This is a genomic window from Streptomyces sp. NPDC101776 (assembly GCF_044766845.1).
Lineage (GTDB): Bacteria > Actinomycetota > Actinomycetes > Streptomycetales > Streptomycetaceae > Streptomyces.
This window is the reverse complement of the sequence record NZ_JBIWMV010000001.1, coordinates 1130509-1153195: the sequence shown is the minus strand read 5'-3', so window position 1 is coordinate 1153195 and position 22687 is coordinate 1130509. Positions and strand designations below refer to the sequence as shown.

General features: G+C 70.5%; 24 protein-coding genes. 11 read left to right on the top strand and 13 right to left on the bottom strand.

Features of this window, described 5'->3' with window-relative positions; all coding sequences use genetic code 11:
• The first annotated feature begins 27 nt into the window (after positions 1-27).
• The gene (locus ACIRRY_RS05025) at positions 28-477 is read left to right on the top strand and encodes a nitroreductase family deazaflavin-dependent oxidoreductase (protein WP_403967997.1); all 450 of its coding nucleotides are present in this window, start codon (positions 28-30) and stop codon (positions 475-477) included.
• A 91-nt stretch (positions 478-568) separates the two neighbouring features.
• On the opposite strand, the gene ACIRRY_RS05020 is transcribed toward ACIRRY_RS05025, so the two are convergent.
• On the bottom strand, positions 569-1588 hold the full coding sequence (locus ACIRRY_RS05020) for a cation diffusion facilitator family transporter (protein WP_403967995.1): 1020 nt from the start codon (positions 1586-1588) through the stop codon (positions 569-571).
• Between the two features lie 105 nt (positions 1589-1693).
• On the opposite strand from ACIRRY_RS05020, the gene ACIRRY_RS05015 reads away from it, so the two are divergent.
• Complete coding sequence (locus ACIRRY_RS05015) at positions 1694-1996, top strand: DUF4235 domain-containing protein (protein WP_403967993.1); 303 nt, start codon at positions 1694-1696, stop codon at positions 1994-1996.
• A 66-nt stretch (positions 1997-2062) separates the two neighbouring features.
• Here ACIRRY_RS05015 and ACIRRY_RS05010 read toward each other — a convergent pair whose 3' ends face one another.
• A complete protein-coding gene (locus tag ACIRRY_RS05010) occupies positions 2063-2455 on the bottom strand; it encodes a VOC family protein (RefSeq protein ID WP_403967991.1) in 393 nt (130 codons plus the stop codon).
• Positions 2456-2623: 168 nt separating this feature from the next.
• On the opposite strand from ACIRRY_RS05010, the gene ACIRRY_RS05005 reads away from it, so the two are divergent.
• Positions 2624-4063 carry an FG-GAP repeat domain-containing protein gene (locus ACIRRY_RS05005; RefSeq protein ID WP_403967989.1) on the top strand — a complete coding sequence of 480 codons (1440 nt, stop codon included), beginning with the start codon at positions 2624-2626 and terminating at the stop codon, positions 4061-4063.
• Here the strand turns inward: ACIRRY_RS05005 and ACIRRY_RS05000 are convergent.
• Positions 4029-4772 carry a TetR/AcrR family transcriptional regulator gene (locus tag ACIRRY_RS05000; RefSeq protein ID WP_403967987.1) on the bottom strand — a complete coding sequence of 248 codons (744 nt, stop codon included), beginning with the start codon at positions 4770-4772 and terminating at the stop codon, positions 4029-4031. The two genes, ACIRRY_RS05005 and ACIRRY_RS05000, sit on opposite strands and share 35 nt — an antisense overlap.
• Before the next feature lie 141 nt (positions 4773-4913).
• On the opposite strand from ACIRRY_RS05000, the gene ACIRRY_RS04995 reads away from it, so the two are divergent.
• The 3 genes from ACIRRY_RS04995 (at position 4914) to ACIRRY_RS04985 (ending at position 9231) form a co-directional block, all read left to right on the top strand.
• Positions 4914-6404, top strand: coding sequence for an APC family permease (locus ACIRRY_RS04995; RefSeq protein ID WP_403967985.1), 1491 nt, complete (start codon positions 4914-4916; stop codon positions 6402-6404).
• 20 nt (positions 6405-6424) lie between these two features.
• Positions 6425-8056, top strand: a complete 1632-nt coding sequence (locus ACIRRY_RS04990) for an amidohydrolase (RefSeq protein WP_403967983.1) — start codon at positions 6425-6427, stop codon at positions 8054-8056.
• Between the two features lie 176 nt (positions 8057-8232).
• A complete protein-coding gene (locus ACIRRY_RS04985; RefSeq protein WP_403967981.1) occupies positions 8233-9231 on the top strand; it encodes a terpene cyclase in 999 nt (332 codons plus the stop codon).
• A gap of 104 nt (positions 9232-9335) precedes the next feature.
• On the opposite strand, the gene ACIRRY_RS04980 is transcribed toward ACIRRY_RS04985, so the two are convergent.
• The 5 genes from ACIRRY_RS04980 to ACIRRY_RS04960 are packed head-to-tail and all read right to left on the bottom strand — an operon-like array spanning position 9336 to position 13668.
• A complete protein-coding gene (locus ACIRRY_RS04980) occupies positions 9336-10589 on the bottom strand; it encodes a cytochrome P450 (RefSeq protein WP_403967979.1) in 1254 nt (417 codons plus the stop codon).
• On the bottom strand, positions 10586-11194 hold the full coding sequence (locus tag ACIRRY_RS04975; protein WP_403967977.1) for a GTP-binding protein: 609 nt from the start codon (positions 11192-11194) through the stop codon (positions 10586-10588). Before ACIRRY_RS04975 ends, ACIRRY_RS04980 begins: the two co-directional genes overlap by 4 nt.
• Positions 11175-11546, bottom strand: a complete 372-nt coding sequence (locus tag ACIRRY_RS04970; protein ID WP_403967975.1) for a DUF742 domain-containing protein — start codon at positions 11544-11546, stop codon at positions 11175-11177. Before ACIRRY_RS04970 ends, ACIRRY_RS04975 begins: the two co-directional genes overlap by 20 nt.
• Complete coding sequence (locus ACIRRY_RS04965; RefSeq protein ID WP_019057749.1) at positions 11543-11953, bottom strand: roadblock/LC7 domain-containing protein; 411 nt, start codon at positions 11951-11953, stop codon at positions 11543-11545. Before ACIRRY_RS04965 ends, ACIRRY_RS04970 begins: the two co-directional genes overlap by 4 nt.
• Entirely contained in the window at positions 11950-13668 is a 1719-nt protein-coding gene (locus ACIRRY_RS04960) for an ATP-binding protein (protein ID WP_403967973.1), read from the bottom strand. Before ACIRRY_RS04960 ends, ACIRRY_RS04965 begins: the two co-directional genes overlap by 4 nt.
• A gap of 261 nt (positions 13669-13929) precedes the next feature.
• On the opposite strand from ACIRRY_RS04960, the gene ACIRRY_RS04955 reads away from it, so the two are divergent.
• The gene (locus ACIRRY_RS04955; RefSeq protein ID WP_403967971.1) at positions 13930-14292 is read left to right on the top strand and encodes a DUF1304 domain-containing protein; all 363 of its coding nucleotides are present in this window, start codon (positions 13930-13932) and stop codon (positions 14290-14292) included.
• Positions 14289-14852, top strand: coding sequence for a TetR/AcrR family transcriptional regulator (locus tag ACIRRY_RS04950; RefSeq protein ID WP_403967969.1), 564 nt, complete (start codon positions 14289-14291; stop codon positions 14850-14852). Before ACIRRY_RS04955 ends, ACIRRY_RS04950 begins: the two co-directional genes overlap by 4 nt.
• Before the next feature lie 7 nt (positions 14853-14859).
• On the opposite strand, the gene ACIRRY_RS04945 is transcribed toward ACIRRY_RS04950, so the two are convergent.
• Together ACIRRY_RS04945 and ACIRRY_RS04940 are read right to left on the bottom strand one after the other, a co-directional pair.
• Positions 14860-15681 carry a hypothetical protein gene (locus ACIRRY_RS04945; protein WP_403967967.1) on the bottom strand — a complete coding sequence of 274 codons (822 nt, stop codon included), beginning with the start codon at positions 15679-15681 and terminating at the stop codon, positions 14860-14862.
• A gap of 57 nt (positions 15682-15738) precedes the next feature.
• Entirely contained in the window at positions 15739-16686 is a 948-nt protein-coding gene (locus tag ACIRRY_RS04940) for a GlxA family transcriptional regulator (RefSeq protein WP_403967965.1), read from the bottom strand.
• Between the two features lie 71 nt (positions 16687-16757).
• Here ACIRRY_RS04940 and ACIRRY_RS04935 point away from each other — a divergent pair, with 71 nt between their 5' ends.
• Positions 16758-17708 carry an NADP-dependent oxidoreductase gene (locus ACIRRY_RS04935; RefSeq protein ID WP_403967963.1) on the top strand — a complete coding sequence of 317 codons (951 nt, stop codon included), beginning with the start codon at positions 16758-16760 and terminating at the stop codon, positions 17706-17708.
• A gap of 9 nt (positions 17709-17717) precedes the next feature.
• Here the strand turns inward: ACIRRY_RS04935 and ACIRRY_RS04930 are convergent, their stop codons facing one another.
• On the bottom strand, positions 17718-18824 hold the full coding sequence (locus ACIRRY_RS04930; RefSeq protein WP_403967961.1) for an NAD(P)-dependent alcohol dehydrogenase: 1107 nt from the start codon (positions 18822-18824) through the stop codon (positions 17718-17720).
• A 25-nt stretch (positions 18825-18849) separates the two neighbouring features.
• On the bottom strand, positions 18850-20304 hold the full coding sequence (locus ACIRRY_RS04925) for an aldehyde dehydrogenase family protein (RefSeq protein WP_403967959.1): 1455 nt from the start codon (positions 20302-20304) through the stop codon (positions 18850-18852).
• A 115-nt stretch (positions 20305-20419) separates the two neighbouring features.
• On the opposite strand from ACIRRY_RS04925, the gene ACIRRY_RS04920 reads away from it, so the two are divergent.
• Positions 20420-20869: a MarR family winged helix-turn-helix transcriptional regulator gene (locus ACIRRY_RS04920; protein WP_403967957.1), complete on the top strand. Its 450-nt coding sequence runs from the start codon at positions 20420-20422 to the stop codon at positions 20867-20869.
• Positions 20870-21025: 156 nt separating this feature from the next.
• Complete coding sequence (locus ACIRRY_RS04915) at positions 21026-21406, top strand: anti-sigma factor antagonist (RefSeq protein ID WP_307781824.1); 381 nt, start codon at positions 21026-21028, stop codon at positions 21404-21406.
• Positions 21407-21446: 40 nt separating this feature from the next.
• On the opposite strand, the gene tuf is transcribed toward ACIRRY_RS04915, so the two are convergent.
• A complete protein-coding gene (gene tuf / locus ACIRRY_RS04910) occupies positions 21447-22640 on the bottom strand; it encodes an elongation factor Tu (RefSeq protein WP_403967954.1) in 1194 nt (397 codons plus the stop codon).
• Positions 22641-22687: the final 47 nt, after the last annotated feature.

Here is a 22687-nt window from a genome sequence, read left to right as displayed (position 1 = left end):
CGTAGAACGCGAGATGGGACGAATGCCATGCCTCTTGAGGGCGAGTACGAACCCAGCCCGTCGCAGTGGGTGCGCGACCAGGTCGAGCTGTACGAGGGCTCCGGCGGCACCAAGGGGACCACGTTGGCGGACACGGGTCTGCCCGTGATCCTGCTGACGACGGTGGGCGCCAAGAGCGGGAAGATCCGCAAGACCCCGCTGATGCGGGTCGAGCACGACGGGGCCTATGCCGTGGTCGCCTCCAAGGGCGGCGCCCCCGAGCACCCGGTCTGGTACTTCAACGTGCAGGCCGAACCGCATGTCGAGTTGCAGGACGGACCGCAGAAGTGGGACCTGACGGCCCGCGAGGTCACCGGCGACGAGAAGGCCGCGTGGTGGGAGCGGGCGGTCGCCGCGTATCCCCCGTACGCCGAGTACCAGACGAAGACGGACCGGCAGATCCCCGTGTTCGTGCTCGAACCGGCCGACGGAAGCTGAGTCCGGGAGCCGCGTCCACCAGGCCGGTTCCGCCCCGGAGACTTTTCCGGTTCCGGGGCGCATGAACCGGTGACCGTCGGGCAACCGACGTTCAGGCCCCGCCGCGCTCCCCCGTCGCGGCGGGGCTTTCGGCTGCCCGTGCCACCGTCCGGTCGGTGATGTCCAGGAAGATCTCGCCGGTCTCGGACACCGCACGGCCCAGGGACTCCTTGATGCGCATGGAGACCTCCTCGACCCGTTCGCTGTCCATGCCGGGAACGAGGTCGATCCGGGCGGCGACCATCGTCGAGTCGAGCCCCATCCGCATCGTGAACAGCGCTTCCACACTGTCGATCTCGGGTTCGGCGGCCAGCAACGAGCGGATCCTGTCGCTCAGTTCGGGGTCCACGGCCTCGCCGATGAGCTGGTCGCGGGCGTCGCGGCCCAGACGGTAGGCGACATAGCCCAGCAGCACCCCGATCGCGAGCGAGGCGGACGCCTCCCACACCACCTGCCCGGTGATCATGTGCAGGGCCATGCCGATCATGGCGAGGGTCACGCCGAGCACGGCCGTGCCGTCCTCGGCGACGACGGTCCGCAGCGCGGGGTCGCGCAGGGCTTCCTTGCCGCCGCCCTGGGCACGCACCTGGTGCAGGGCCCGCAGCAGGGAGATCCCTTCGACGACCAGGGACACGGCGAGCACGACCAGGCCCACGACATAGCCGGTGGACGTCTCCTCCGCGCCGTTGCGCAGCGCCTCGACGCCCTGGAACACGGAGAAGCAGGCACCCATCACGAAGATCCCCACGGCGGCGAGCAGCGACCAGAAGAAGCGCTCCTTGCCGTAGCCGAAGGGGTGCCGTTGGTCGGCGGGGCGGCGGCTGCGGCGCAGCGCGGCGAGGAGGAAGACCTCGTTGAGGCTGTCGGCCACCGAGTGCGCGGCCTCCGAGAGCAGCGCGGGCGACCCGGCGACCAGACCGCCGACGGCCTTGGCGGCCGCGATGACCAGGTTGGCGGCGAGCGCGATGAGAACGGTGACCCGGGTCTTACGGTCCGTGGCGCCGTCCGTCTCACTCTCTGTGGCGCCGTCTGTGTCACTGTCGTTCGCTGGGTCGGCAGTTGTGTCGCTCATCTACGCCGACTGCCCCTGAAAGTGCTGCTCACACCCTCTACCGAAGCCCCGGTTTCGGTGACACCGTCGGGGTGCCGACCGGCTCGTCCGCAGAAGGAGACCCCCGTGACCAAGGCCAAGAAGAAGAAGCTCCCCCTCGTCTACCAGCCCGTCGGCCTCGTGCTGGGCCTGGTGAGCGGTGCGCTGGCGGGCCGTGCCTTCCGCGCCGCGTGGAAGGCGGTACGGCACGAGGACAACGCCCCCGACCCGCTGGACCGGGACCGCGGCTGGGCCGAGATCCTGTTCGCCGCCGCGCTCCAGGGCGCCCTCTTCGCGGTGGCGCGCAGCGCGGCGGACCGCACCGGCGCGAAGGCCATCGAACACTCGACGGGGATCTGGCCGGTGAAGGACAAGGGCGGCCGGGAGTAGACCGGTTGGGGTCAGGGCCGCCGGGAGTCGACCAATGGGGCCGGGGCGACCGGGAGTTGAGCCTCGTCAGCTCTGGTCGGCGGCCGTGGGCGGCACCGGGCGGATCGTGAAGGAGTGGCCGCCCGGGTCCGCGTACACGCGCTCCTGGTACGGACCCGGCATGTCCTTGGTCTCCAACGCGCGTCCGCCGAGGCCGATGATCCGGCGCTCCGCCTCGTCCAGGTCCTCCACCAGGAAGTCCAGGTGGACCTGTTGGTTGTTCTCGGCGCGCGGCCAGCTCGCCGGTGTGGCGCTGACGTCCCGGCGGAACGCCAGCCGGGTCCCGTCCGCACCCCTGATCTCGACCTGGTCGAGGGTGATGTCGGTCTGCTCGCCGTCCAGCAACTCCGTGTAGAACACGGCGAGCTTCTCCGGCTCGACCGCGTCGAGCACCACGAAGCCTGCGGTCACGAGTGCCATGTGTCCTCCGAAGATCCAGGCGCGCAAGGGGCGAATCCAGTTGCCACGCACCCAACGGGTTTCCAGATTCGGCGAGTTGATGCCGACAACTGGCGTCGATCAACGAACGTGCAACAACCGCGCGGCTCTCCTGGTTCGGGTGTGACGCGGGGTGCGAGAGTGGGGCGGATGAAGCCCCGTACAGCCGTAGTGACCCTCGCCCTCTGCACCGCGCTCGCTCCGATCAGCGGATGCGGCGGCGGAAGCGGGAGCGGCACCGCCGATGAGTCGTCGCCCTCCTCGGGAGCACCGGCCACCGGCACCGCGAGCCGAACTCCCGCTCCGGGCAAGGGTTCCAAGGACCCCGACGACCTCAACGGCGACGGGCACCGCGACCTCGTGGTGCCGATCGTCGTCGGCGGCGGCGAGAGCGCCACCGACGAACGGGTCGTCGTGGTCTACGGATCGGCCAAGGGCCTCGACCCGTCGACGCGCAGGGTCTACGGCCGTGCCGACCTGGGCCTGCCCGCGCCGGGCAAGCAGCTCTTGGCGCCGGCGGACTCGGTGTCCGGCGCGGACGTCACGACCGCCGATCTGGACGGCGACGGTTTCCCCGACTTCGTCACGTCCGTCCAGGGCTCGATGGTGTCGGACGGCAACGTCAGCGCCCCGCGCACCGTCCCGTACGTCACCTGGGGCGGATCCACCGCGGCGGCCTCCGCCACACCGGTCCAACTGCCCCAGAGCGCGAGCAAGTTGGGCGTCCGGTCTCTGGTGCGCGGCGACTTCGACGGGGACGGGCACCACGACCTCGCCGGCCTCGCCTACAACCACTCGTCCATGGTGGTGCTGTACGGCCCGTTCACCCGCTCGGGCACGCCCGCCCGCACCGACACGAGCCTTCCCTGGGCCGACGGCGAACTGATCGCCGACACCATCGACCCGTCCGGCACTCCTCGCGCGACCTCACTGCTCCTGCACGCGGTGAACGACGGCGAACAGTCCGGCAACACCCTCTACACGGCCCGGCCCCGTGCTCAACTGTCCGCCTCGACGAGGCAGTTGAGGAAAGGGAACGCCCACGCGTTCGGTGACTTCGACGGCGACGGGCAGCGCGATGTGGCCGTGGGCGACGACGGCGGCCGTAACGACGAGCCTGGCTACGAGACCGAGCCGGCCGAGGTCGACGGGTCCCTCGCCGTGTATCCCGGCGACGGCGGCGCACCGGTGACGTACCGCCTGCCCGAGGCGCCCCGGTCCGCGCGCACCGACTATGGGCCGGGCGGCTATACGGCCGCCGACCCGGACGGCGACGGCCGGGACGCTGTCCTGGTCGCCACGTACGCGGGCGCCACGCTCATCGACGGCACCCGACGGACCGCCGTCCTGCGCAACGGGCCCGCCACGGCGGACGGCAGGAAGATCCCGGCGAAGTGGCGCCACGCCCGGCCCGTGGGGGCAGCCGACTTCGACGGGGACGGCAAGGACGAACTGGTTCTGAACTGGGGCGCCGACCCCAGGTTCGGGTTCTACGGCGAGCGCCCCACGCGCTGGTGGATCACCGGCGGCACGACGCGCGCCAACAAGGCCACCTTCACGACGACGGCCTTCGCCCCGCGCTCCTCGTAGGCAGGGCCTGGATCTCGGCGAGGCGCGCCGCCGCCGCGCTCAGCAGCAGATCCAGGGCCGCCGGGTACGAACTGTGCCGCATGGTGGCCACGAGATGGCGGGCCGTCGCCGCGATGTGCGGATACCTGTCGGCGGGCAGCTGCGCGTACGTCGCCTTCCACACAGCCGCCTCGGCATCGCGGGCGGGTTTCGGCAGCGCCGTGTTCGCGGAGTCGAGGGCGCTGAACGCGAGGGCCTGGTCGACGTAGGAGTGGTAGATCCGCACCGCGTCGGCGTCGGGGAACCCGGCCCGGCGCAGCACCCCGAGGATCGTCTCCACGGCCTGGATCTCGTACACCCGCCCGGTGACCCGGTACGCGCTGAGCACCGCCGCCCTCGGATGCGCGAGCGCGCCCGCGTGCATGCGCAGGCCGAGGTCCCGCAGGTCGGCCCGCCAGTCGCCGCTGGGGCGCCAGGTGCGCAGCGTCCGGCCGATCAGCTCGTCGGCGACGGCCAGCATCAGGTCGTCGGTGTGCCGGAAGTAGCGGTACAGGGAGCTGGGGTCGGCGCCGAGCGCGCGGCCGAGGCGGCGCACGGAGAGGGCGTCGGCGCCGTGCTCCTCGATGAGTCTGAGGGCGGTCTCGACGATCAGCTCCTCGGACAGGACGACGCCCTGTTTGGTGGGGCGTCTGCGCCGCCGGTCGGCGGCCGGGACGACTCGCTCGCTCATACGACGACCTCCTCGCTGCTGGGGTCCGGGTCCGGGTGCCCGCACCTTACGACAACACCGTTGACCTGTTAAGTGCGCGGGCAGTTTCATGTGCGTTCACCGGGGCCGTTCGGGCCCCCCGGTGCGAGCGGAGAGCACGCCATGATCGACACGCCACCCCCGTCGGGGCCCGCACTGCGCAAGTCCCTCGGTCTGCTGGACGGCGTCGCCATCGCCGCGTCCAGCACCGCCGCGACCACCAGCATCGGCATCGGTCTCGGCGTGACCGCCGGGGTGGTCGGGCTGCATCTGCCGGCCATCATGCTGCTGGCGTTCCTGCCGATCCTGGGCATCGCGGGCGCCTACACCCGGCTGAACAAGGTCGAGCCGAACGCGGGCAACGGCTATGTGTGGGTGGGCCGTTCACTCACTCCGTGGCTCGGCTTCCTGGTCGGCTGGGTGAACATCGTCGCGACGATCGCGTTCCTGGCGTACACCACGGCGGTCACCGGCTCGGCCATGATCCAGCTCGCCGGGGAGGCCGGACTGCATCGGCTGGCCGGGCTCACCCTCGACCCCGGCTCTACAGCTCAGACGACGGCGGTCGGCATCGTCGTCCTGGTCGCCGTCACCCTGACCGCGGTCACCGGCGTCCGCACCGTCGCCCGCCTCCAGACCGGCCTGCTGATCTTCGAGTACGTCGTCCTGCTCGGCTTCTGCGGCTACGGCATCGTCACCGGCCCGCACGCCTTCAGCCTGAGCTGGTTCGACCCCTTCGCGATCCCCTCGGCAGCCGCGCTCGCGCAGGGACTGCTCCTGTCGGTGTTCTGCTACTGGGGATTCGAGGCCGCGTTCACCGTGAACGAGGAGGTGCGCGACCCGCGCGACGCGTCCCGGGCGGGCATCATCACCCTGGTGACGATGCTGGGCCTGTTCCTGCTCGGCTCGATCGCCTTCCAACGCGTCCTGTCCGAGGGCGAGTTGGCGGGCCACGGCGCCCAGGGCCTGGCGTACTTCGGCGACCGCCTCGCCTCCCAGCCGCTGGCCGCGCTGCCGCTGGTGGCCCTGATGTTCTCGGCGGTCGCCTCCCTCCAGGCCGGCGTGATCCCCACCGCCCGCGGCATGTTCGCCATGAGCCGCGACCGCACGCTCGGCCCGGTCTGGTCGAAGGTCAGCTCCCGCTACGGCACCCCGGCCCTCGGCACCCTGCTGATCGGCGCGCTGGCCACGGCGGTTGCCGCACTCGCCCTGGTGATACCCCGCCTCGCCGACATGATCATGGCGACGGTGAACGCCGTGGGCATCGTCGTCGCCCTCTCCTACGCACTGACCGCCCTCGCCGCCGCCGTACGCTTCCGCTCCCTCCTCCGCGAGGACTGGCGGCAGGGGGTGCGGGCGGTGGTGCTGCCCACGCTGAGCGCCATCTCCCTGCTGGGACTGGGCGGTTACCTCTGCTGGTCCTTCTACACGTCCACCGATCACCTCGAAGTCAGCGCGGACAACGGCTGGTTCCTGCTGCTCACCCCGCTGGCGATGATCGCGTCGGGTTTCGTGGCCGCCGCCTGGGCGAAGTGGGTGCGCAGGTCGCCCTACTTCCGGTCCGGGCACGGCACCGACGCCGACGCCCCGCAGTTGCTCGCGACCTCTCGATGACCCCCACCAGGAAACGGACCATGCACGCAGACCTCCTCTTCACCAACGGCCCTGTCCTCACCCCCGAGGGCCGCACCGCGACCGCCGTGGCCGTCACCGGCGACCGGATCACCGCCGTAGGACATGCCGAGGTGCACGAGCTCGCCGGGCCGCGCACCCAAGTCGTCGATCTGGCGGGGCGGTTGCTGCTGCCCGGGTTCCAGGACGCGCATGTGCATCCGGTGCCGGCGGGGCTTGAGCTGACCCAGTGCGACCTGACGACGGCCAGGACGGCACAGGACACGGTCGCCGCCGTACGGGCCTATGCGGACGCGCATCCGGAGCGGGAGTGGATCACCGGGGGCGGGTGGTCGATGGAGGCGTTCGAGGGCGGTACGCCGACGAAGGAGCTGCTGGACTCGGCCGTGCCGGACCGGCCGGTGTATCTGCCCAACCGGGACCATCACGGTGCCTGGGTCAACAGCCGGGCCCTGGAGCTGGCGGGCATCACCCGGGACACGCCCGATCCGGTGGACGGGCGGATCGAGCGGGACGCGTCGGGCGAACCGGCCGGGACGCTCCAGGAGGGGGCGATGCAGTTGGTCGGCCGGCTCACACCGCCGGTCACGCGGGCCGACCGGCTCGCCGCGCTGCTGCACGCCCAACGGCATCTGCACTCACTCGGGATCACGGCCTGGCAGGACGCGCTCGTCGGGGAGTTCCTGGGGATGGACGATCCCTCGGACGTGTATCTCGCCGCCGCCCGGGACGGCTCGCTCACCGCACGTGTGGTCGGCGCGCTGTGGTGGGACCGGGCGCGTGGTGCCGAGCAGATCCCCGAACTCATGGAGCGGCGGGCCGCGTTGAGCCACGGCCGGTTCAACGCGGGCAGTGTGAAACTGATGCTGGACGGCGTCGCCGAGACCGGCACCGCCGCACTCCTGGACCCGTACCTCGACAACTGCGGCTGCGCCACGGCCAATCGGGGCACCAGCTTCATCGACCCGGACCAACTGCCCAAGTACATCACCGAGTTGGACGCGCTCGGCTTCCAGTGCCACTTCCACGCGCTGGGCGACCGGGCCGTACGGGACGCGCTGGACGCGGTCGAGGCCGCGCGGGCGGCGAACGGGCCGAGTGACACCCGGCCGCATCTGGCACACCTGCAGGTGGTGCACCCGGACGACGTGCCGCGGTTCGCGCGGCTCGGCGCGGTGGCGAACATCCAGCCGCTGTGGGCGGCGCACGAACCGCAGATGGACGAGCTGACGATTCCGTTCCTCGGACCGGAACGGGCCCTGTGGCAGTACCCGTTCGGGGCGCTGCTGCGGTCCGGGGCCACGCTCGCGGCGGGCAGCGACTGGCCGGTGAGCAGTCCCGATCCGCTGCTCGGCATCCATGTCGCGGTCAACCGGGTCGTACCGGGCGGCGCCGGACCGGTGTTCCTGCCGGACGAGCGGCTCGGGCTCGCGGAGGCGGTCACGGCGTACACGGCGGGGTCGGCGTACGCGAACCACCTGGACGACTCCGGCCGTGTCGCGGCGGGTGCGTCGGCGGATCTGGTGGTCCTGGACCGTGATCCGTTCGCCGCTCCGCCGGAGGAGATCGCGGAGGCACGGGTAGCGCTTACATACGTCGGAGGTGTGGGAGTGTACGCAGCTCAGGAGGCGTGAGCAGTAACGGGGATCACGATCGGGGCAGGGTGTAGATCATTTGGGCTCTGGGCAGCCTCGTAGCGCTTCTGGGTCCAACTTTCGTACCACGAAGCGTAGTTCGAGGGCGCGGGCGGTCGAACGGACCGCCCGCTCGCAGTGGGGGACTCCTTGTTCCGTCTCCCGAAAGGAAGCGCATGCCTCAGGACGTCACCTTCGACCTCCCCTTCGACACTCCCGTCAGTGAGCATCTCGAGTACGCCCGCGCCCGTCATCTGCGCTGGATCTGGGACATGGGACTGGTGCGCAGCCAGGCCGGGTTCGAGGAGTACCGGTCGTGGGACCTCCCGCAGGCCGCGGCCCGCACCTATCCGCACGCGTCGGCCGCGGACATGGTCGTCCTGATGAACTGGTTCTCGCTGGCCTTCCTCTTCGACGACCAGTTCGACGCGAACCGGCCCGACCGTGCCGACCGGATACTGGAGGTGGCGCGGGAGTTGATCGTCACGCCCTTGCGTCCGGCGGGCAGCAGGCCCCGGGTCGTCTGCCCGATCACGGTGGCCTGGGCCGAGGTCTGGAACCACCTTTCGGATGGCATGTCCCTGACGTGGCGGACCCGGTTCGCGGCGTCCTGGGGCCGTTTCCTGGTCGCCCACTGCGAGGAGGTCGACCTCGCCGCCCGGGGCATCGCGGGCACCCTGGACCTCGACGAGTACACGGAGTTCCGCCGCCGCACGGTCGGCATCCACCACAGCATCGACGCCGGGGAACGCAGCCGGGGCTTCGAGGTCCCGGCCCAGGTGCAGGCACACCCGCTGATGGAACGCATGCGTGACCTCGCCGCCGACACCATCGGCTTCATGAACGACATCCACTCCTTCGAACGCGAACGCCGCCGGGGCGACGGCCACAACCTCATAGCCGTCCTCCACCGCGAACGCCACTGCTCATGGGAGGCGGCGGCCGAGGAGGCCTACCGCATGACGAACGCCCGCCTCACCGAGTACCTCGAACTGGAGGCCCAAGTCCCCCAGATGTGCGACGAGTTGTCCCTGGACGAAAACGAACGCCGCCGAGTCAACCAGGGCGTGGAAGCCATCCAGCACTGGATCAACGGCAACTACGAGTGGGCACTGGTGTCGGGCCGCTACGCGGCGAAGGAGGAGGCTTCGTCGGACGACTTGTTGGCGGTGTAACAGAGGGGACACAAGCTGCTCGACAAGGGGTCGGGCAGCTTTTTTAGAGACACGGGGAACTGCGCGACCAGCCCCCACCAACCCGCACCCGAAGTACTACCGACTCACAAGGCGAACTCAACCGGCAGCGCATCCAATCGCGACTCCCACGTGGACGCCGTAGAAGTCAGCTCCCCCGCCGAGCCACCCAACCGCAACCCCGGCAACCGATGCAGCAACACATCAACCCCGACCTCAAGAATCGCCTGCCCGATACTCTGCCCCGGGCACTCGTGCGGCCCCGAACTGAACGCCAGATGCGACTCGTTGCCCTGCATGGACATCCCCGCGTCCGGCCGAACCTCCGGATCGACATTCCCCGCACCGAGCCCGAGAACGAGCAGATCCCCCTCCCCGATCCGATGCCCCCCGAGTTCGAGATCCGCCGTGGCGAACCGCCCCGGCAGGACGGCCAACGGAGGGGTGTCCCACATGACTTCCTCAACCACCGCCGAGACGGTCAACTGCCCACTCACCAGCCCGGAAAGCCGAGAGGTATCGGTGAGGATCCGCTGCAACACCCGCGCCAACAGGTTGCTCGTGGTGGTGTGCGCGGCGATCAGCACCAGCCGCAGATGCATGACGACCTCTTCCGCGTCGAGCCCCGCCGGATGCCCGATGAGCGCGGTGGTGAAGTCCGAGCCCGGCTCGGCCCGTTTGCGCTCGGCGAGTTCGCCGAGGATCTCGATGATGCGGTCGTTGTGCAGCAGCGCGTCCTCACCGCCCTTGAGAACCTGGGCACTTGACTCGACGAGCCGGTTCCCGTCCGCCGCGGGAAGCCCGAGGATGCGGGTGAGGACGAGCATCGGAAGGTACTCGGCGTAGTCCGCCACCAGATCGGCGCGGCCGTCGCCCGCGAACGCGTCGATCTGCTTGTTGGCGAAGAAGGTCGCATGCCGCCGGACACCCCGGCCGGAGGCGGCGAGCAGTCCGTCGGTCACCGCGCCGCGCAGCCTGCGGTGCGGTTCGCCGTCCTGGGAGACGCAGTCCGGGCGCCAGCCGAGCATCGGCATCAGCGGCGACGTGTCGGCGACCCGGCCCTCCCGCCAGTCCCGCCAGATCCGCGCGTCCCGGGTGAACTGGCGGGGGTTGTCCAGCACCCGCCGGTTGTCGCGGTACCCGAGGACCAGCCAGGCGGGGACGTCGCCCTCCAGCAACACCGGTGCCACGGAGCCGTGTTCCTCGCGCAGCCGCTCGTAGATGCCTCGCGGGTCGGTCGCCGCGTCCGGTCCGTACAGCCGGGTGAGGTCGTCGGACGGGCCGTGGGCGACGGGGCAGCCGCGCGGGGCATCCTGGCCGTCCAAGGTCTGGTCGGTCATCGGGGCTCCAGTGCGACGACGGCCGAGCGGTCCTTCAAGTGCCGTATCAGCGCGACCAGTACGTCACGGCTGGAGGAGCGGTCGCGGGCGTCGCAGGCCACGACCGGGATGTCCGGGGAGATGTCCAGGGCGTCGCGTATCTCGTCGACCGGGTGCTCCGGGGAGTCGGGGAAGACGTTCAGCGCGATGACGAACGGGACGTCCTGCCGCTCCATCTCCTCGATCGCCCGGAAGCTGGAGGCGAGGCGGCGGGTGTCGACGAGGACGACCGCGCCGAGCGCGCCCTTGAACAGGCCGTTCCACAGGAACCAGAACCGCTCCTGGCCCGGTGTCCCGAACAGGTAGAGGACCAGTTCGTCGTTGATGCCGATCTTGCCGAAGTCGAGGCTGACGGTGGTCTCCGTCTTGTCGGTCACCCCGATGAGGTGGTCGACGCCGGCGCTCGCCTGGGTGAGGGTCTCCTCGGTGGTGAGCGGCTTGATGTCGCTGACCGAGCGGACCATCGTGGTCTTCCCGGTGCCGAAACCGCCGGCGATCATCACCTTCACCGAGCGGGTGCCGTCACCGACCGGTGAGCCGGGATGGTCAAAGCCTTTGAAGTCCACTGAGTACCTCCTCAAGGAGCGCGAGGTCGGGCCCGCTGCCGGCGCCGTGCGCCGGGATGGGGTCGCGGGCTTCGACGCGGTCTGCCTCCAGCAGATCCGCCAGCAGCACCGCGAGAATGTTGAAGGGGAGTCCGAGGTGGGCGCCGAGTTCGGCCACCGACAGCGGCTCGCGGCAGCGCCGGAGGATCTCCTCGTGCTCGTGCTGCATGCCCGGTACGGGGGCGGTGCGGGAGACGACGAGGGTCGCCACGTCGAGGCTCGATGCCGAACCGCCCGGTCCGCTGCGCCCTCCGGTGAGGACGTAGTAACGCTCAAGGCCGGAGGGATCCGCGGGCCGGCGGGGAGCACTCATCCAGAGTGCTCCTCCAGGCGCGCGGTGGTGCCGAGGAGCTCACCCATCCTGCGGGCCAGGTCCCGCATCTGGTGCCCGAGCAGGCCCTGGTCGAGGCCCTCGCGGGCCAGCACGCCGAGATACGTCTCGACGCCCGCACGGACGACGAAGAGATGGCCGCCGTCGACCTCGATCATCGCCAGCCTCAACTGCCCGGCGTACTTGGGGAATTGCTCGGCGACCGGCTGGGCCAGCGCCTGCAGGCCGGCCACCACGGCCGCGAAGCGGTCCACGTCGTCGGGGTCCTCCGCGCCGAAGGAGGTGATCGCCTTGCCGTCGCTGGAGGCCACGAGGGCGAAGCGGATCTCCGGGATGCTCTCCACCAGATCGCGGAGCGCCCAGCTCACGTCGGTTCCCTGTTGCGTCATGTGGACTCGTCGCTCTCTTCCGTGCTGTGCTCGGTGAACTCACGGCCTGCGGACGCCGGTTCCTCCCCCGGGGTCTCCCGCCCGGCGGTGGCGAAGGCCGCCAGCCCGGCGAAGGAGGCGTCGGGCGGAACGACGGAGACGGCCATCACCCCGGTCCGCTCGACCCGTTCGGCCACCTGGGGCCGCGCCGTCTCACCGCGTCTGCTACGGCGCCTGGGTAGCCCGCCGGGTGTGGTGTCCGCCGTCTCGACAGGCTCGGCGGGGGTCTCGGCGCCGGCCGGTACACGTGTCAGCGCCGCACTCGCGGCGGCCTGGAACGACGGGGTTCCGGTCACGGCGGCCGGGGGCAGTTGGCTGAAGTACTTGTGCGGGACCACCACGACGACGGAGGTGCCGAGCCAGGGCGAGTCCGCGAAGGTGACGCGGATGCCGTAGCGGCGGGCCAGGGTGCCGACGACGCGGAGCCCGATGCTGGCGTCCTCCGAGATGCCGCCGAGGCCGGATCCGCCGCCGGTGCCGGCGAGGGCGTGCTCGGCCTCGCGCTTGGACTCCTCGCTGAGGCCCTTGCCGGAGTCCTGGATCTCGATGCCGACGCCGTTGGGCACCTCCTTGCCGGAGACGATCACCGGCTCGGTGGGCGGCGAGTAGCGGGCCGCGTTGTCCAGGAGGTGGGCGAAGATCAGCGTGAGGTGGTCCACCAGGCCGCCGTCGACGCCGAGTTCGGGCAACTGGCGTACGTCGACGCGGTGGAAGTCCTTGATCCGGCCGATGCCGCCGCGCACCACGCTGAGCAGTCGCTGCGGCTCCTGCCACTGCCGGCCGGGCCGGTCCGAGCCGCCGAGCACACCGACGCTCGCGGCGAGACAGTCGGCGGGGCCGATCTCCTGGTCCAGCTCCATCAGACCGCGGGCGACGGCGGGCAACCGCCCGTGCTCGCCCTGGAGTTCGTGCAGTCGGCCGCGGAGCTTGCTGGTCAGTACGTGGATGCGGTTGCCGATGCTGATGACGGCCTGCTCGGCGGCGGTGGAGCGGTTGAACTCCTCCTCGACGCCGATGAGCGAGATCCTCAGCACCTTGCGCAGTTCGGCCTGGAGTTCGGCGCTGACCTTCGCGCACTCGCTCGCGACCGGCAGCAGGTCGTCGATGGCGTCACCGGCGCGCAACTGCTGGAGCGCTGCGGGGAGTTGCTCGTCCGCGAGCTTCGACACCGCGGTGAGCTGGTAGGCCAGTTGTTCCTGCCACACCTCGGCCCGGTCGGCGAGCTGTGCCTCGTAGGACTCGGCCTGCGCGTTCAGCCGCTCCTCGTACGCCCGCGCCTGCTCGGCGAGTTGGGCCTCGTAGGCACCGGAGTGGTCGGTGAGCCGACTCTCGTAGGCGCTGGAGTGCTCGGTCAGTTGGTCTTCCAGCGCGGCGCGCTCGGCGCCGAACTTCCGCTCCAGGCCCGCCACATGCTGTTGCCACTGCTGGGAGTACTCGGCCTGCGCGGTGCGGAAACCGCTTTCGGCTCGGCGTAGTCGGGTCTGGGTGCGGACCAGCAGCCGGACGCACACGGCACTGGCCGCGGTGGCCGCCGCTCCGGCCACGGTCTCGGTTATTCGCTCCGGGCTCATGAACGTGGCGGCGACCGTCCCGCCGCCTAAGGCCAGTGGCATCAGCCACCAGCCGTACCAGGCGACAGGGGCCCGCGCCGCCGGTGGCGGAGTGGCGAGTTCCATCTGCATCCTTCGAAGCGACACGAACGAACAGGGGGGGGCGTGCGAGGACGGACCGCACTCGGGAGGACGCTCCACGTGCCGACCGGTCACGATCACGCCAACTCGCTGCGCCGCACGGGAGCTTATCGGGTCTGAACCCTAAAAGATCAACCTCACGGTCTCGCGGAAGTGAGGGTTCCGTCACTCTCCGGAAAGTCTGAACATGGACAGGTGTCCAGTTAGGATGGACACCTGTCCAAGACGACGAGGAGTCGACTGATCATGGAAACGCTGGCGAACGTGCTGGTCGGACTGGTGGCCGCGCTGCACCTCTACATCCTGGTGCTGGAAATGTTCCTGTGGGAGAAGAAGCCGGGGCGCGGACTGCACGGCTTCGACCCCGAGATGGCCAAAGCCACCGCACCGCTCGCCGCCAACCAGGGGCTGTACAACGGCTTCCTCGCCGCGGGTCTGATCTGGGGCCTGATCGCCGCCGACCCGACCGGCTTCCGCGCCCAGGTGTTCTTCCTCAGCTGCGTGGTGATCGCGGGCGTCTACGGCACGGTGACGGCGAACCGGCGCATCCTGTTCGCCCAGGCGCTGCCCGGCGCACTGGCCCTGGCCGCCGTCCTGATCGCCCGGTGAGCCGCGCCGAGCCCGAGGACCGGCGGACCGCCCGCACCCGGGCACGGCTGCGCCAGGCACTCCTCGACGAGTGCGCCGAACACCCCCTGGAGGAGATCGGCGTGGCCGCCCTGGTACGGCGGGCGGGGGTCGGCCGGGCCACGTTCTACGTCCACTACGACGGCCTGGAAGCGCTTGCGGTCGACGCCTGCGCGGATGTCGTACGGGACGCGGTGGAGGCACTGCACGCGTGGCGCGGACGGCCCGATCCGGTGCACGCGCCGCCCGCGCTGTCGGAGTTCTTCTCCGGTCTGCTCCCCCACGCGGCCCTGTACCGCGCCCTGTTGAGCCCGGGCGGCGGTGGCCCGCTCGGCCGGGTCCTGCACCGGGACCTGCGCGCCTACAGCCTCCGTGAACGTGAACTCGCGGGCGCGGCGGACGCCCCGCTGGTGGCCTCGGCCGTCGCCGGGACCTTCGGCGGGGTCCTCGCCGACTGGCTCCACGGGCTGCTGGAAGGCACGGCGGAGGAAATCGCCGACCAGGTATGGCAGTTGCTGGTCGCGCTGCACATGAGCCGGTGACGGGGGCTCACAGACAGCCCTGACCGTCCTTCACCGCAGGCCAGGCCTCCACACCGTCCGGCGTGCGAACGTACGCCTTCGACGCGTCGGCCGTCAGCCACAACTGCCGGTCCTGGTAGCGGTATCCGGTGTCGCGAGCACTCGCAGGCATGGAGACGTCGCCGTCGTAGGGGGCGGTGAGCATCTCGGCCGGGAGTACGTTGTCCGGATCGCGGGCGTACAGCTTGCCCTTCTCGCCGTCGCCGGTCTGCAGGAAGTGGGCCTTCTGCCAGTCGCAGTGCGCGGCCCCGACCGAGCTGCTCACCACCGTGGTCGGCACCCGCTTGCCATTCCTGTCGGTCCAGATCTCGTATCCGTGCGCCTCGGCGAAGCTCGCCGGGAGTTCGGCCGGGTCGCAGGAGGAGCTGGTCTCCGGGCCCCAACCCGGCCTGTTCTTGCGGTCCTTGGCGACGACGACGGCGACCTTCGTGCGGCCGTCGACGTCGTAGGAGAACAGCACGCGCCCGTCCGACCTGCGCTCGACGCGGTAGCCCGTGCGCGGCACATCCGGCTGCTCGATGTCGAAGTACGCCCGCAGGCCGCCCTCGGGCGTGCCGCCGCCGTCGCCCTTGCTCCATGTCTCGGCGTCGCCGCCCGCGTACATCGCGCCGTCGCACTCCAGCGCCCGGCCTGCGGCACCCGACTCGTCGGAGTCGGTGGGCGGCACATACAGCGGTCCGGCGTAGGGCGTGGCCGGCGCGGTGCCCGCGACCACGGTGTCTCCCCCGTCCTCGGTACCGCACGCCGTCACGGCCACCAGTACGGCGACCCCTGCGAGCCCTCTGCGCATGACTGCCCCCTCACGTCTCGTTCCTACGACGCACGGGCGGGCCGAAACGTTGGGGGTTCAGCGGGCTTCCTGGAACGTACGCCGGTAGGCCTGCGGCGAGACCCCGATCGCCGCGTGCAGGTGCTGGCGCAGGGACGCGCCCGTCGCGAAGCCGACGCGGCCGGCGATCTGGTCGACCGACAGGTCGCTGGCCTCCAGGAGGTCGCGGGCGCGGGCCACCCGCTGCTGGATCAGCCAGCGGCCGGGGCTGAGGCCCACCTCGTCGTGGAAGCGGCGGGCGAAGGTGCGCAGGCTCATCCCGGCGTGCCGGGCGAGATCGGCCAGGGCGAGGGACTCGTCGAGGCGGGTCAGGGCCCAGTCGCGGGTGGCGGCCGTGCTGGTGACCGCGCGGTCCGGCACCGGCTGCTGGATGTACTGGGCCTGCCCGCCCTCGCGGAACGGCGGGACGACACAACTGCGGGCGACCGCGTTGGCGAGTTCGCCGCCGTGGTCCGTGCGCACGATGTGCAGGCAGATGTCGACTCCGGAGGCCGCGCCGGCGGAGGTGAGGATCCGGCCGTCCTGGACGAAGAGCACGTCCGGGTCCAGGTCCACCTGCGGATACAGGGCCCGGAAGCGGTCCACGACCTGCCAGTGGGTGGTGGCGCGGCGCCCGTCGAGGAGACCGGCGGCGGCGAGCACGAAGGCGGCCGTACAGATCGAGACGATGCGGGCGTCCGGGCGGATCCGGGCGAGGGCGGCGGCGATCTCGGCGGGCAGTCCCTTCGGGATGCGCGGGGTCGCCATGGAGGCGACGACGACCGTGTCCGCCGTTTCGAGGATCTCCGGCCCGTGCTCCACCGCGACCGAGAAGTCGGCGTTGGTGCGCACCGGGCGGCCGTCGACCGTGCAGGTCAGCACCTCGTAGTGGCCGTCCGCCGCGCCGAGGATACGGCTGGGGATGCCCAGCTCGAAGGGGTAGACGCCGTCGAGCGCCAGGACCACGACCCGTTCCACATGCTGCATGGCACGATCCTATCGAAGCTTGGCCATCGTGCCATTTTCTTGCCGGGCGGGACCCGGCAGGCTCAATGAACATGAGCACTGTGAACACCATGCGCGTCATCACGCAGCACGCCCTCGGCGGTCCCGAGGTCCTCGAAGTCGCCGAGGTCGAACGCCCCGCGCCGCGCGCCAACGAGATCCTGATCAAGGTACGGGCCGCCGGGGTCAACCCCACCGACTGGAAGCACCGGGCCACCGGCGGATTCCTCGGCGAGCCCCCCTTCGTCCTCGGCTGGGACGTCTCCGGCGTCGTCGAGTCCGTCGGCGTCGGTGTCGCCCGTCTCCAGCCCGGCGACGAGGTCTTCGGGATGCTGTCGTACCCGTGGGGCCACGGCTCGCACGCCGAGTACGTCACCGCCCCGGCCCGCGCCTTCGTCCACAAGCCCGCCGGGATCGACCACGTCCAGGCGGGCGCGCTGCCCCTGGTCTCGCTGACCGCCTGGCAGGCCCTGGTGGAGAACGCCGAAGTCCGGCCCGGGCAAAGGGTGTTGATCCACGCGGCGGCCGGCGGGGTCGGGCACGTGGCCGTGCAGATCGCGAAGGCGCGCGGCGCGTACGTCATCGGTACGGCGAGCGCGGCCAAGCACGACTTCCTGCGCGAGCTGGGTGTCGACGAGGCGATCGACTACCGGGAGACCGACTTCGCCGAGGCCGTGAAGGACGTCGACGTGGTCCTGGACACGCTCGGCGGCGAGACCGGGCTCAAGTCGCTGCGCGTGCTGCGGCCGGGCGGGGTCGTGGTGTCGATCATTCCGATCGGCAAGAACGATTTCCACGAGGAGGCCGAGCGGCTCGGTGTGCGGGCGGTCCGCATGCTCGTCGACGCCGACCGCGCGGACATGGAGGCCGTCGCGGAACTGGTCGAGGCGGGCAGGCTGCGCGCGACGATCGCCGGGACGTTCCCGCTGGCCGATGCCGCCGAGGCACACGCGCTCGGCGCCACCGGCCGCACTGCGGGCAAGCTGGTGCTGACGGTCGGCTAGACAAGCGGGTCAGAAGGTGAGCACCGGCTTGATCGCCTTGCCCGCGCTCATGTCCCGCACCGCCTGGTCGATGTCCGCGAAGGGATAGGTACTGATCAGGCGGTGCAGCGGGAGCCGCCCCTCCTTCACCAGCCGCACGAGCGCGGGGATGAAGCTCTGCGTCTCGCTGTCGCCGAGGGTGAGGCCCACGATTCGCTTCCCGGGGATCAACCCGTTGACGTCCAGGGCGACTTCGCTGCCGAAGGGCGGTGCTCCTACGACGACCAGGGTGCCCCGGGCGGCGAGCGCGTCGGCGCCCTGGCGGAGGACCGCGACACTGCCGGTGGTCTCCACGATGCCGTCGGCGCCGTGTCCGTCGGTGAGTACCGCGAGGGTCTCGCCGAGATCGGCCTCGGTCGCGTTGACGGTGTGGGTGGCGCCCAACTCCTTTGCCAGGGAAAGGCGTTCGGCGACCTTGTCGACGGCGATGATCCGGGTGGCCGGGGTGAGCGCGGCGGCCATCACCGCCGAGAGGCCGACGGCTCCGGCACCGAGCACCACGATCGTGTCACCGAGCCGGGGCTTGAGGACGTTCCAGACGGCGCCGACCCCGGTCTGAACTCCGCAGCCCAGCGGGGCGATCGACTCCAGAGGCACCTCCGGGTCGACTTTCACGAGGCTGCGCTCGTCGACCAACGCCCGCTCGGCGAACGAGGATTGACCGAAGAAGTGCCCGCCGAGGGACTCGCCGTCGCGGCTGATGGTGCTGCTGCCGTCGGCACGGCGACCGCCGATGAGGTTCAGCGGCAGCCAGGTCGCACAGTAAGCCGGGTGCCCGCCTTGGCAGTTGCGGCAGTCGCCGCAGGACGTGAAGGACAGCACGACATGGTCGCCGGGTACGACACCGGTGACGGCCGAACCGACCTCCTCGACGACACCGGCGCCCTCGTGACCGAGAACTCCCGGGAGCGGAAAGGGCAGTCCGCCGCTCGCCACGCCGAGGTCGGTGTGGCACAGGCCGGTTGCGACGACCCGGACCAGTGCCTCGTGCGGGCCCGGCTCGGTCAGCTCGACGTCGGTGAGGGTGAAGGGTGCGCCGCCCGACTCGACGACGGCCGCGCGCGTGATGGTGGACATCGCAGGAACTCCTAGGTGGGCGTGGTCAGTCGAGCGAGACGACGACGGACTTGGTCCGGGTGTACGCGGCGAGGCCCTCGGGGCCGTACTCGCGGCCGAAGCCGGAGTCCTTGACGCCGCCGAAGGGGACGTTTGGGTCGAGCATCGCCCAGTCGTTGATCCAGACGATGCCCGCCTGGAGCCGGTCGGCGATGCGGTGGGCGCGGCCGAGGTTGCCGGTCTGGATGCCCGAAGCCAGGCCGTAGGGCGTGGAGTTGGCGAGTTCGACGGCCTCGTCCTCGGTGTCGAAGGGCTGCACGGTGAGGACCGGGCCGAAGATCTCCTCCTGGATCACCCGGGAGTCGTTGGCGAGGTCGGCGATGACGGTGGGCTTGTAGTAGTAGCCGCCGTCCAGGTCGAGGCGTTCGCCGCCGCAGACGATGCGGGCGCCCTCCTTGCGGGCGAGGTCGACGTACTCCTCGACCTTGCGCAGGTGCTTCTCCCCCGCCATCGGGCCCACGACGGTCTCGGGCAGCCGGGGGTCGCCGAGCGGTACGCCGGGGACGGCGTCGGCGAGGATGTTGAGGAGGGTGCTGTAGACCGGGCGGGCGACCAGCAGGCGGGGGCCGCCCATGCAGAACTGGCCGGTGTTGAACACGAAGCCCTTGATGACCGCGCCGACGGCCTTCTCCAGGTCGGCGTCCTCGAAGACGAGGTGGGCCGCGTTGCCGCCGAGTTCCATGGTGACGGGCTTGAGGTTCTCGCCCGCGACGCTCGCGGCGTGCCGGCCGACGGCGGTGGAGCCGGTGAAGGCGATCTTGTCGATGCCGGCGTGCCGCAGCAGGGCCTCGCCCGCGACCGGGCCCGCGCCGGTGACGACGTTGACGACACCGTCCGGGACGCCGGCCCGCTGGAGCAGTCCGGCCATGTAGAGGGCGCTGAGCGGGGTCTCGTCGGCGGGCTTGTGGACCACGGTGTTGCCGGCCGCGAGGGCGGGGGCGAGTTTCGAACCGGCCAGAATCAACGGGAAGTTGAAGGGCGTGATCGCGGCCACCACGCCGAGCGGCTCGCGCTTGGTGTAGGCGAGGGCGTTGAGCGGGGTGTCGCGGGTGGCGCCGTCCAGGGAGTGGGCGAGGGCGGCGTAGTGCTCGTAGTCGTTGGCCGCGTTGGTCACGTCGACGGCGTGGCACAGGGTGATGGGCTTGCCTACGTCGAGGCTCTCCAGGTGGGCCAGTTCGTCGGCGTTCTCGCGGATCAGCTCGGCGACGCGGTGCAGGATCCGGCCGCGTTCGCGGCCGCTGAGACCGGACCAGCGGCCGCTGTCGAAGGCCTCACGGGCGGCGCGGACGGCCGCGTCCACATCGCCGGGGCCCGCCTCGGCGACCGTGGTGAGGACCCGGCCCCGGGACGGGTCGACCACCTCGGTGCGCGCTCCGTCGGCGGCCTCGCACCACCGCCCCCCGACGAACAGGCGGCCGGGTTCGATCTCGAAGGCGGTCATCGCCACTCCTCAGCATCGTTGCCAAGATTTCAACCAACAGGATTCCTGTTGGTTTCTCGTCTGGTTCGCAGTCTCATTACAGACAGGTTTCCTGTCAATGCTCTAGGGTGAATCCATGGCTGAATCCCTGGTTGGCGCCCACGCGACAAAGGCACCCCCGTCCCTGCTGTACATGGTCAAGCAGGTGGAGCTGGTGGTCCGCTCCCGCCTGGACGAGCTGGTCAAGCCGTACGGGATCACCGCACTCCAGTACACCGCGCTCACGGTCCTGGAGCGACACGACGGCCTGTCGGCGGCCCAGCTGGCCCGGGACTCCTTCGTCACCGCGCAGTCCATCGCCGATCTGGTGCGCTCACTGGAGGGACGCGGGCTGATCCGCCGGGAGCGCAATCCGCGCAACCGACGCGAGCTGCTGATCCTGCTGACCGACGAGGCGCGCGAGCTGCTGGCGGGGTGTGCGGCGCCGGTGCGGGAGCTGGAGGAGCGGATGGTGCGCGAGCTCACAGCGCACCAGAGCGAGCAGTTCCGTCAGGCACTTTCCAAGGCCTGGCACGCGCTGTCGTAGTGCTACCTGGAACATCTCAGAAAGCTCTGGCTCGATTCGAAGACATATGTCAATCGAACATGCTCAAATTCACTCCATCGAGGGTAACTTGCAGGGCGGGGAGCGCTTCTACGCTCAACCCCGCTTCACCGAGGGCCGGTTGGAGGCGATGTGGACGTGCAGCAGGAACCCGCGCCGCTGACCCGGCATCTGCGGATCCACCGGGAGCGTGGGTTCACGGTCCTGGAGTTCCGCGGGGAGATCGACATCGCCGCGGCGATGGAGATCCTGCCCTGGCTGGACCGGGTGACCGGGCTGCCCCGCGCGCGGATCGTGATCGATCTCCGGCAGGTCGAGTTCTTCGACTGCTCGGGGCTACGGCTGCTCTACCGGGCGCGGCAGCGGGTGCTGGAGCGAGAGGGCCGGCTGCGTCTCGTCTGCACCCACCCGCTGACGCTGCGCATCCTGCGGGTCACCGGACTGGGCCGGCTGCTGCCTCCGCAGCCGACACTGGACGCGGCCCTGGGGCAGCCCGAGGCCACGTCCGGCACGTTATGACGCTCGCGGGAAGAGCCGCTCATCCCCCTTGCGGGAAGGGCTACTTGAGGATCTTCGTGACCTGACCGGCGCCCACCGTCCGCCCGCCCTCACGGATCGCGAACTTCAACCCCTCCTCCATGGCGATGGGTTGGATCAGCTCGACATGCATGGTCGTGTTGTCGCCCGGCATGACCATCTCGGTGCCCTTCGGCAGGGTCACCACACCGGTCACGTCCGTGGTGCGGAAGTAGAACTGCGGCCGGTAGTTGTGGAAGAAGGGTGTGTGCCGGCCGCCCTCGTCCTTGGACAGGATGTAGGCGCGGGCCTCGAACTCCACGTGCGGGGTGACCGATCCGGGCTTGATGACGACCTGGCCGCGCTCCACGTCCTCGCGCTTCACGCCGCGCAGCAGCAGTCCGACGTTCTCGCCGGCCCGGCCCTCGTCGAGGAGTTTGCGGAACATCTCGATGCCGGTGACGGTCGTCCGGGTCTTCTGCTGGTGGATGCCGATGATCTCCACCTCGTTGTTGACCTTCAGCACCCCGCGTTCGATCCGGCCGGTGACGACCGTGCCGCGCCCGGTGATGGTGAAGACGTCCTCGATCGGCAGCAGGAACGGCCGGTCCACGTCCCGCACCGGCTGGGGCACGAACTCGTCGACGGCGTCCAGGAGTTCGAGCACCGAGGCGGTCCACTCCGGGTCCCCTTCGAGCGCCCTGAGCGCGGACACCTTGACCACCGGGAGGTCGTCGCCGGGGAACTCGTACTCGGTGAGCAGCTCCCGCACCTCCAGCTCGACCAGTTCCAGGATCTCCTCGTCGTCGACCATGTCCGTCTTGTTGAGGGCGACGACGATGTACGGCACGCCGACCTGCCGGGCCAGCAGGACGTGTTCCTTGGTCTGCGGCATGGGTCCGTCGGTGGCCGCGACGACGAGGATCGCGCCGTCCATCTGGGCGGCGCCGGTGATCATGTTCTTGATGTAGTCGGCGTGGCCGGGGCAGTCGACGTGCGCGTAGTGCCGGCGTTCGGTCTGGTACTCGACATGGGCGATCGAGATGGTGATGCCGCGCTGCCGTTCCTCGGGCGCCTTGTCGATCTGGTCGAACGGCGTGAAGGGGTTGAGGTCGGGGAACCGGTCGTGCAGCACCTTCGTGATGGCCGCCGTGAGGGTGGTCTTGCCGTGGTCGATGTGGCCGATGGTGCCGACGTTCACATGGGGTTTCGTCCGCTCGAACTTCGCCTTCGCCACGGCGAGTCCTCCTGATCACCTCGGTGCTGCCGAGCGTTGCTCCGTCC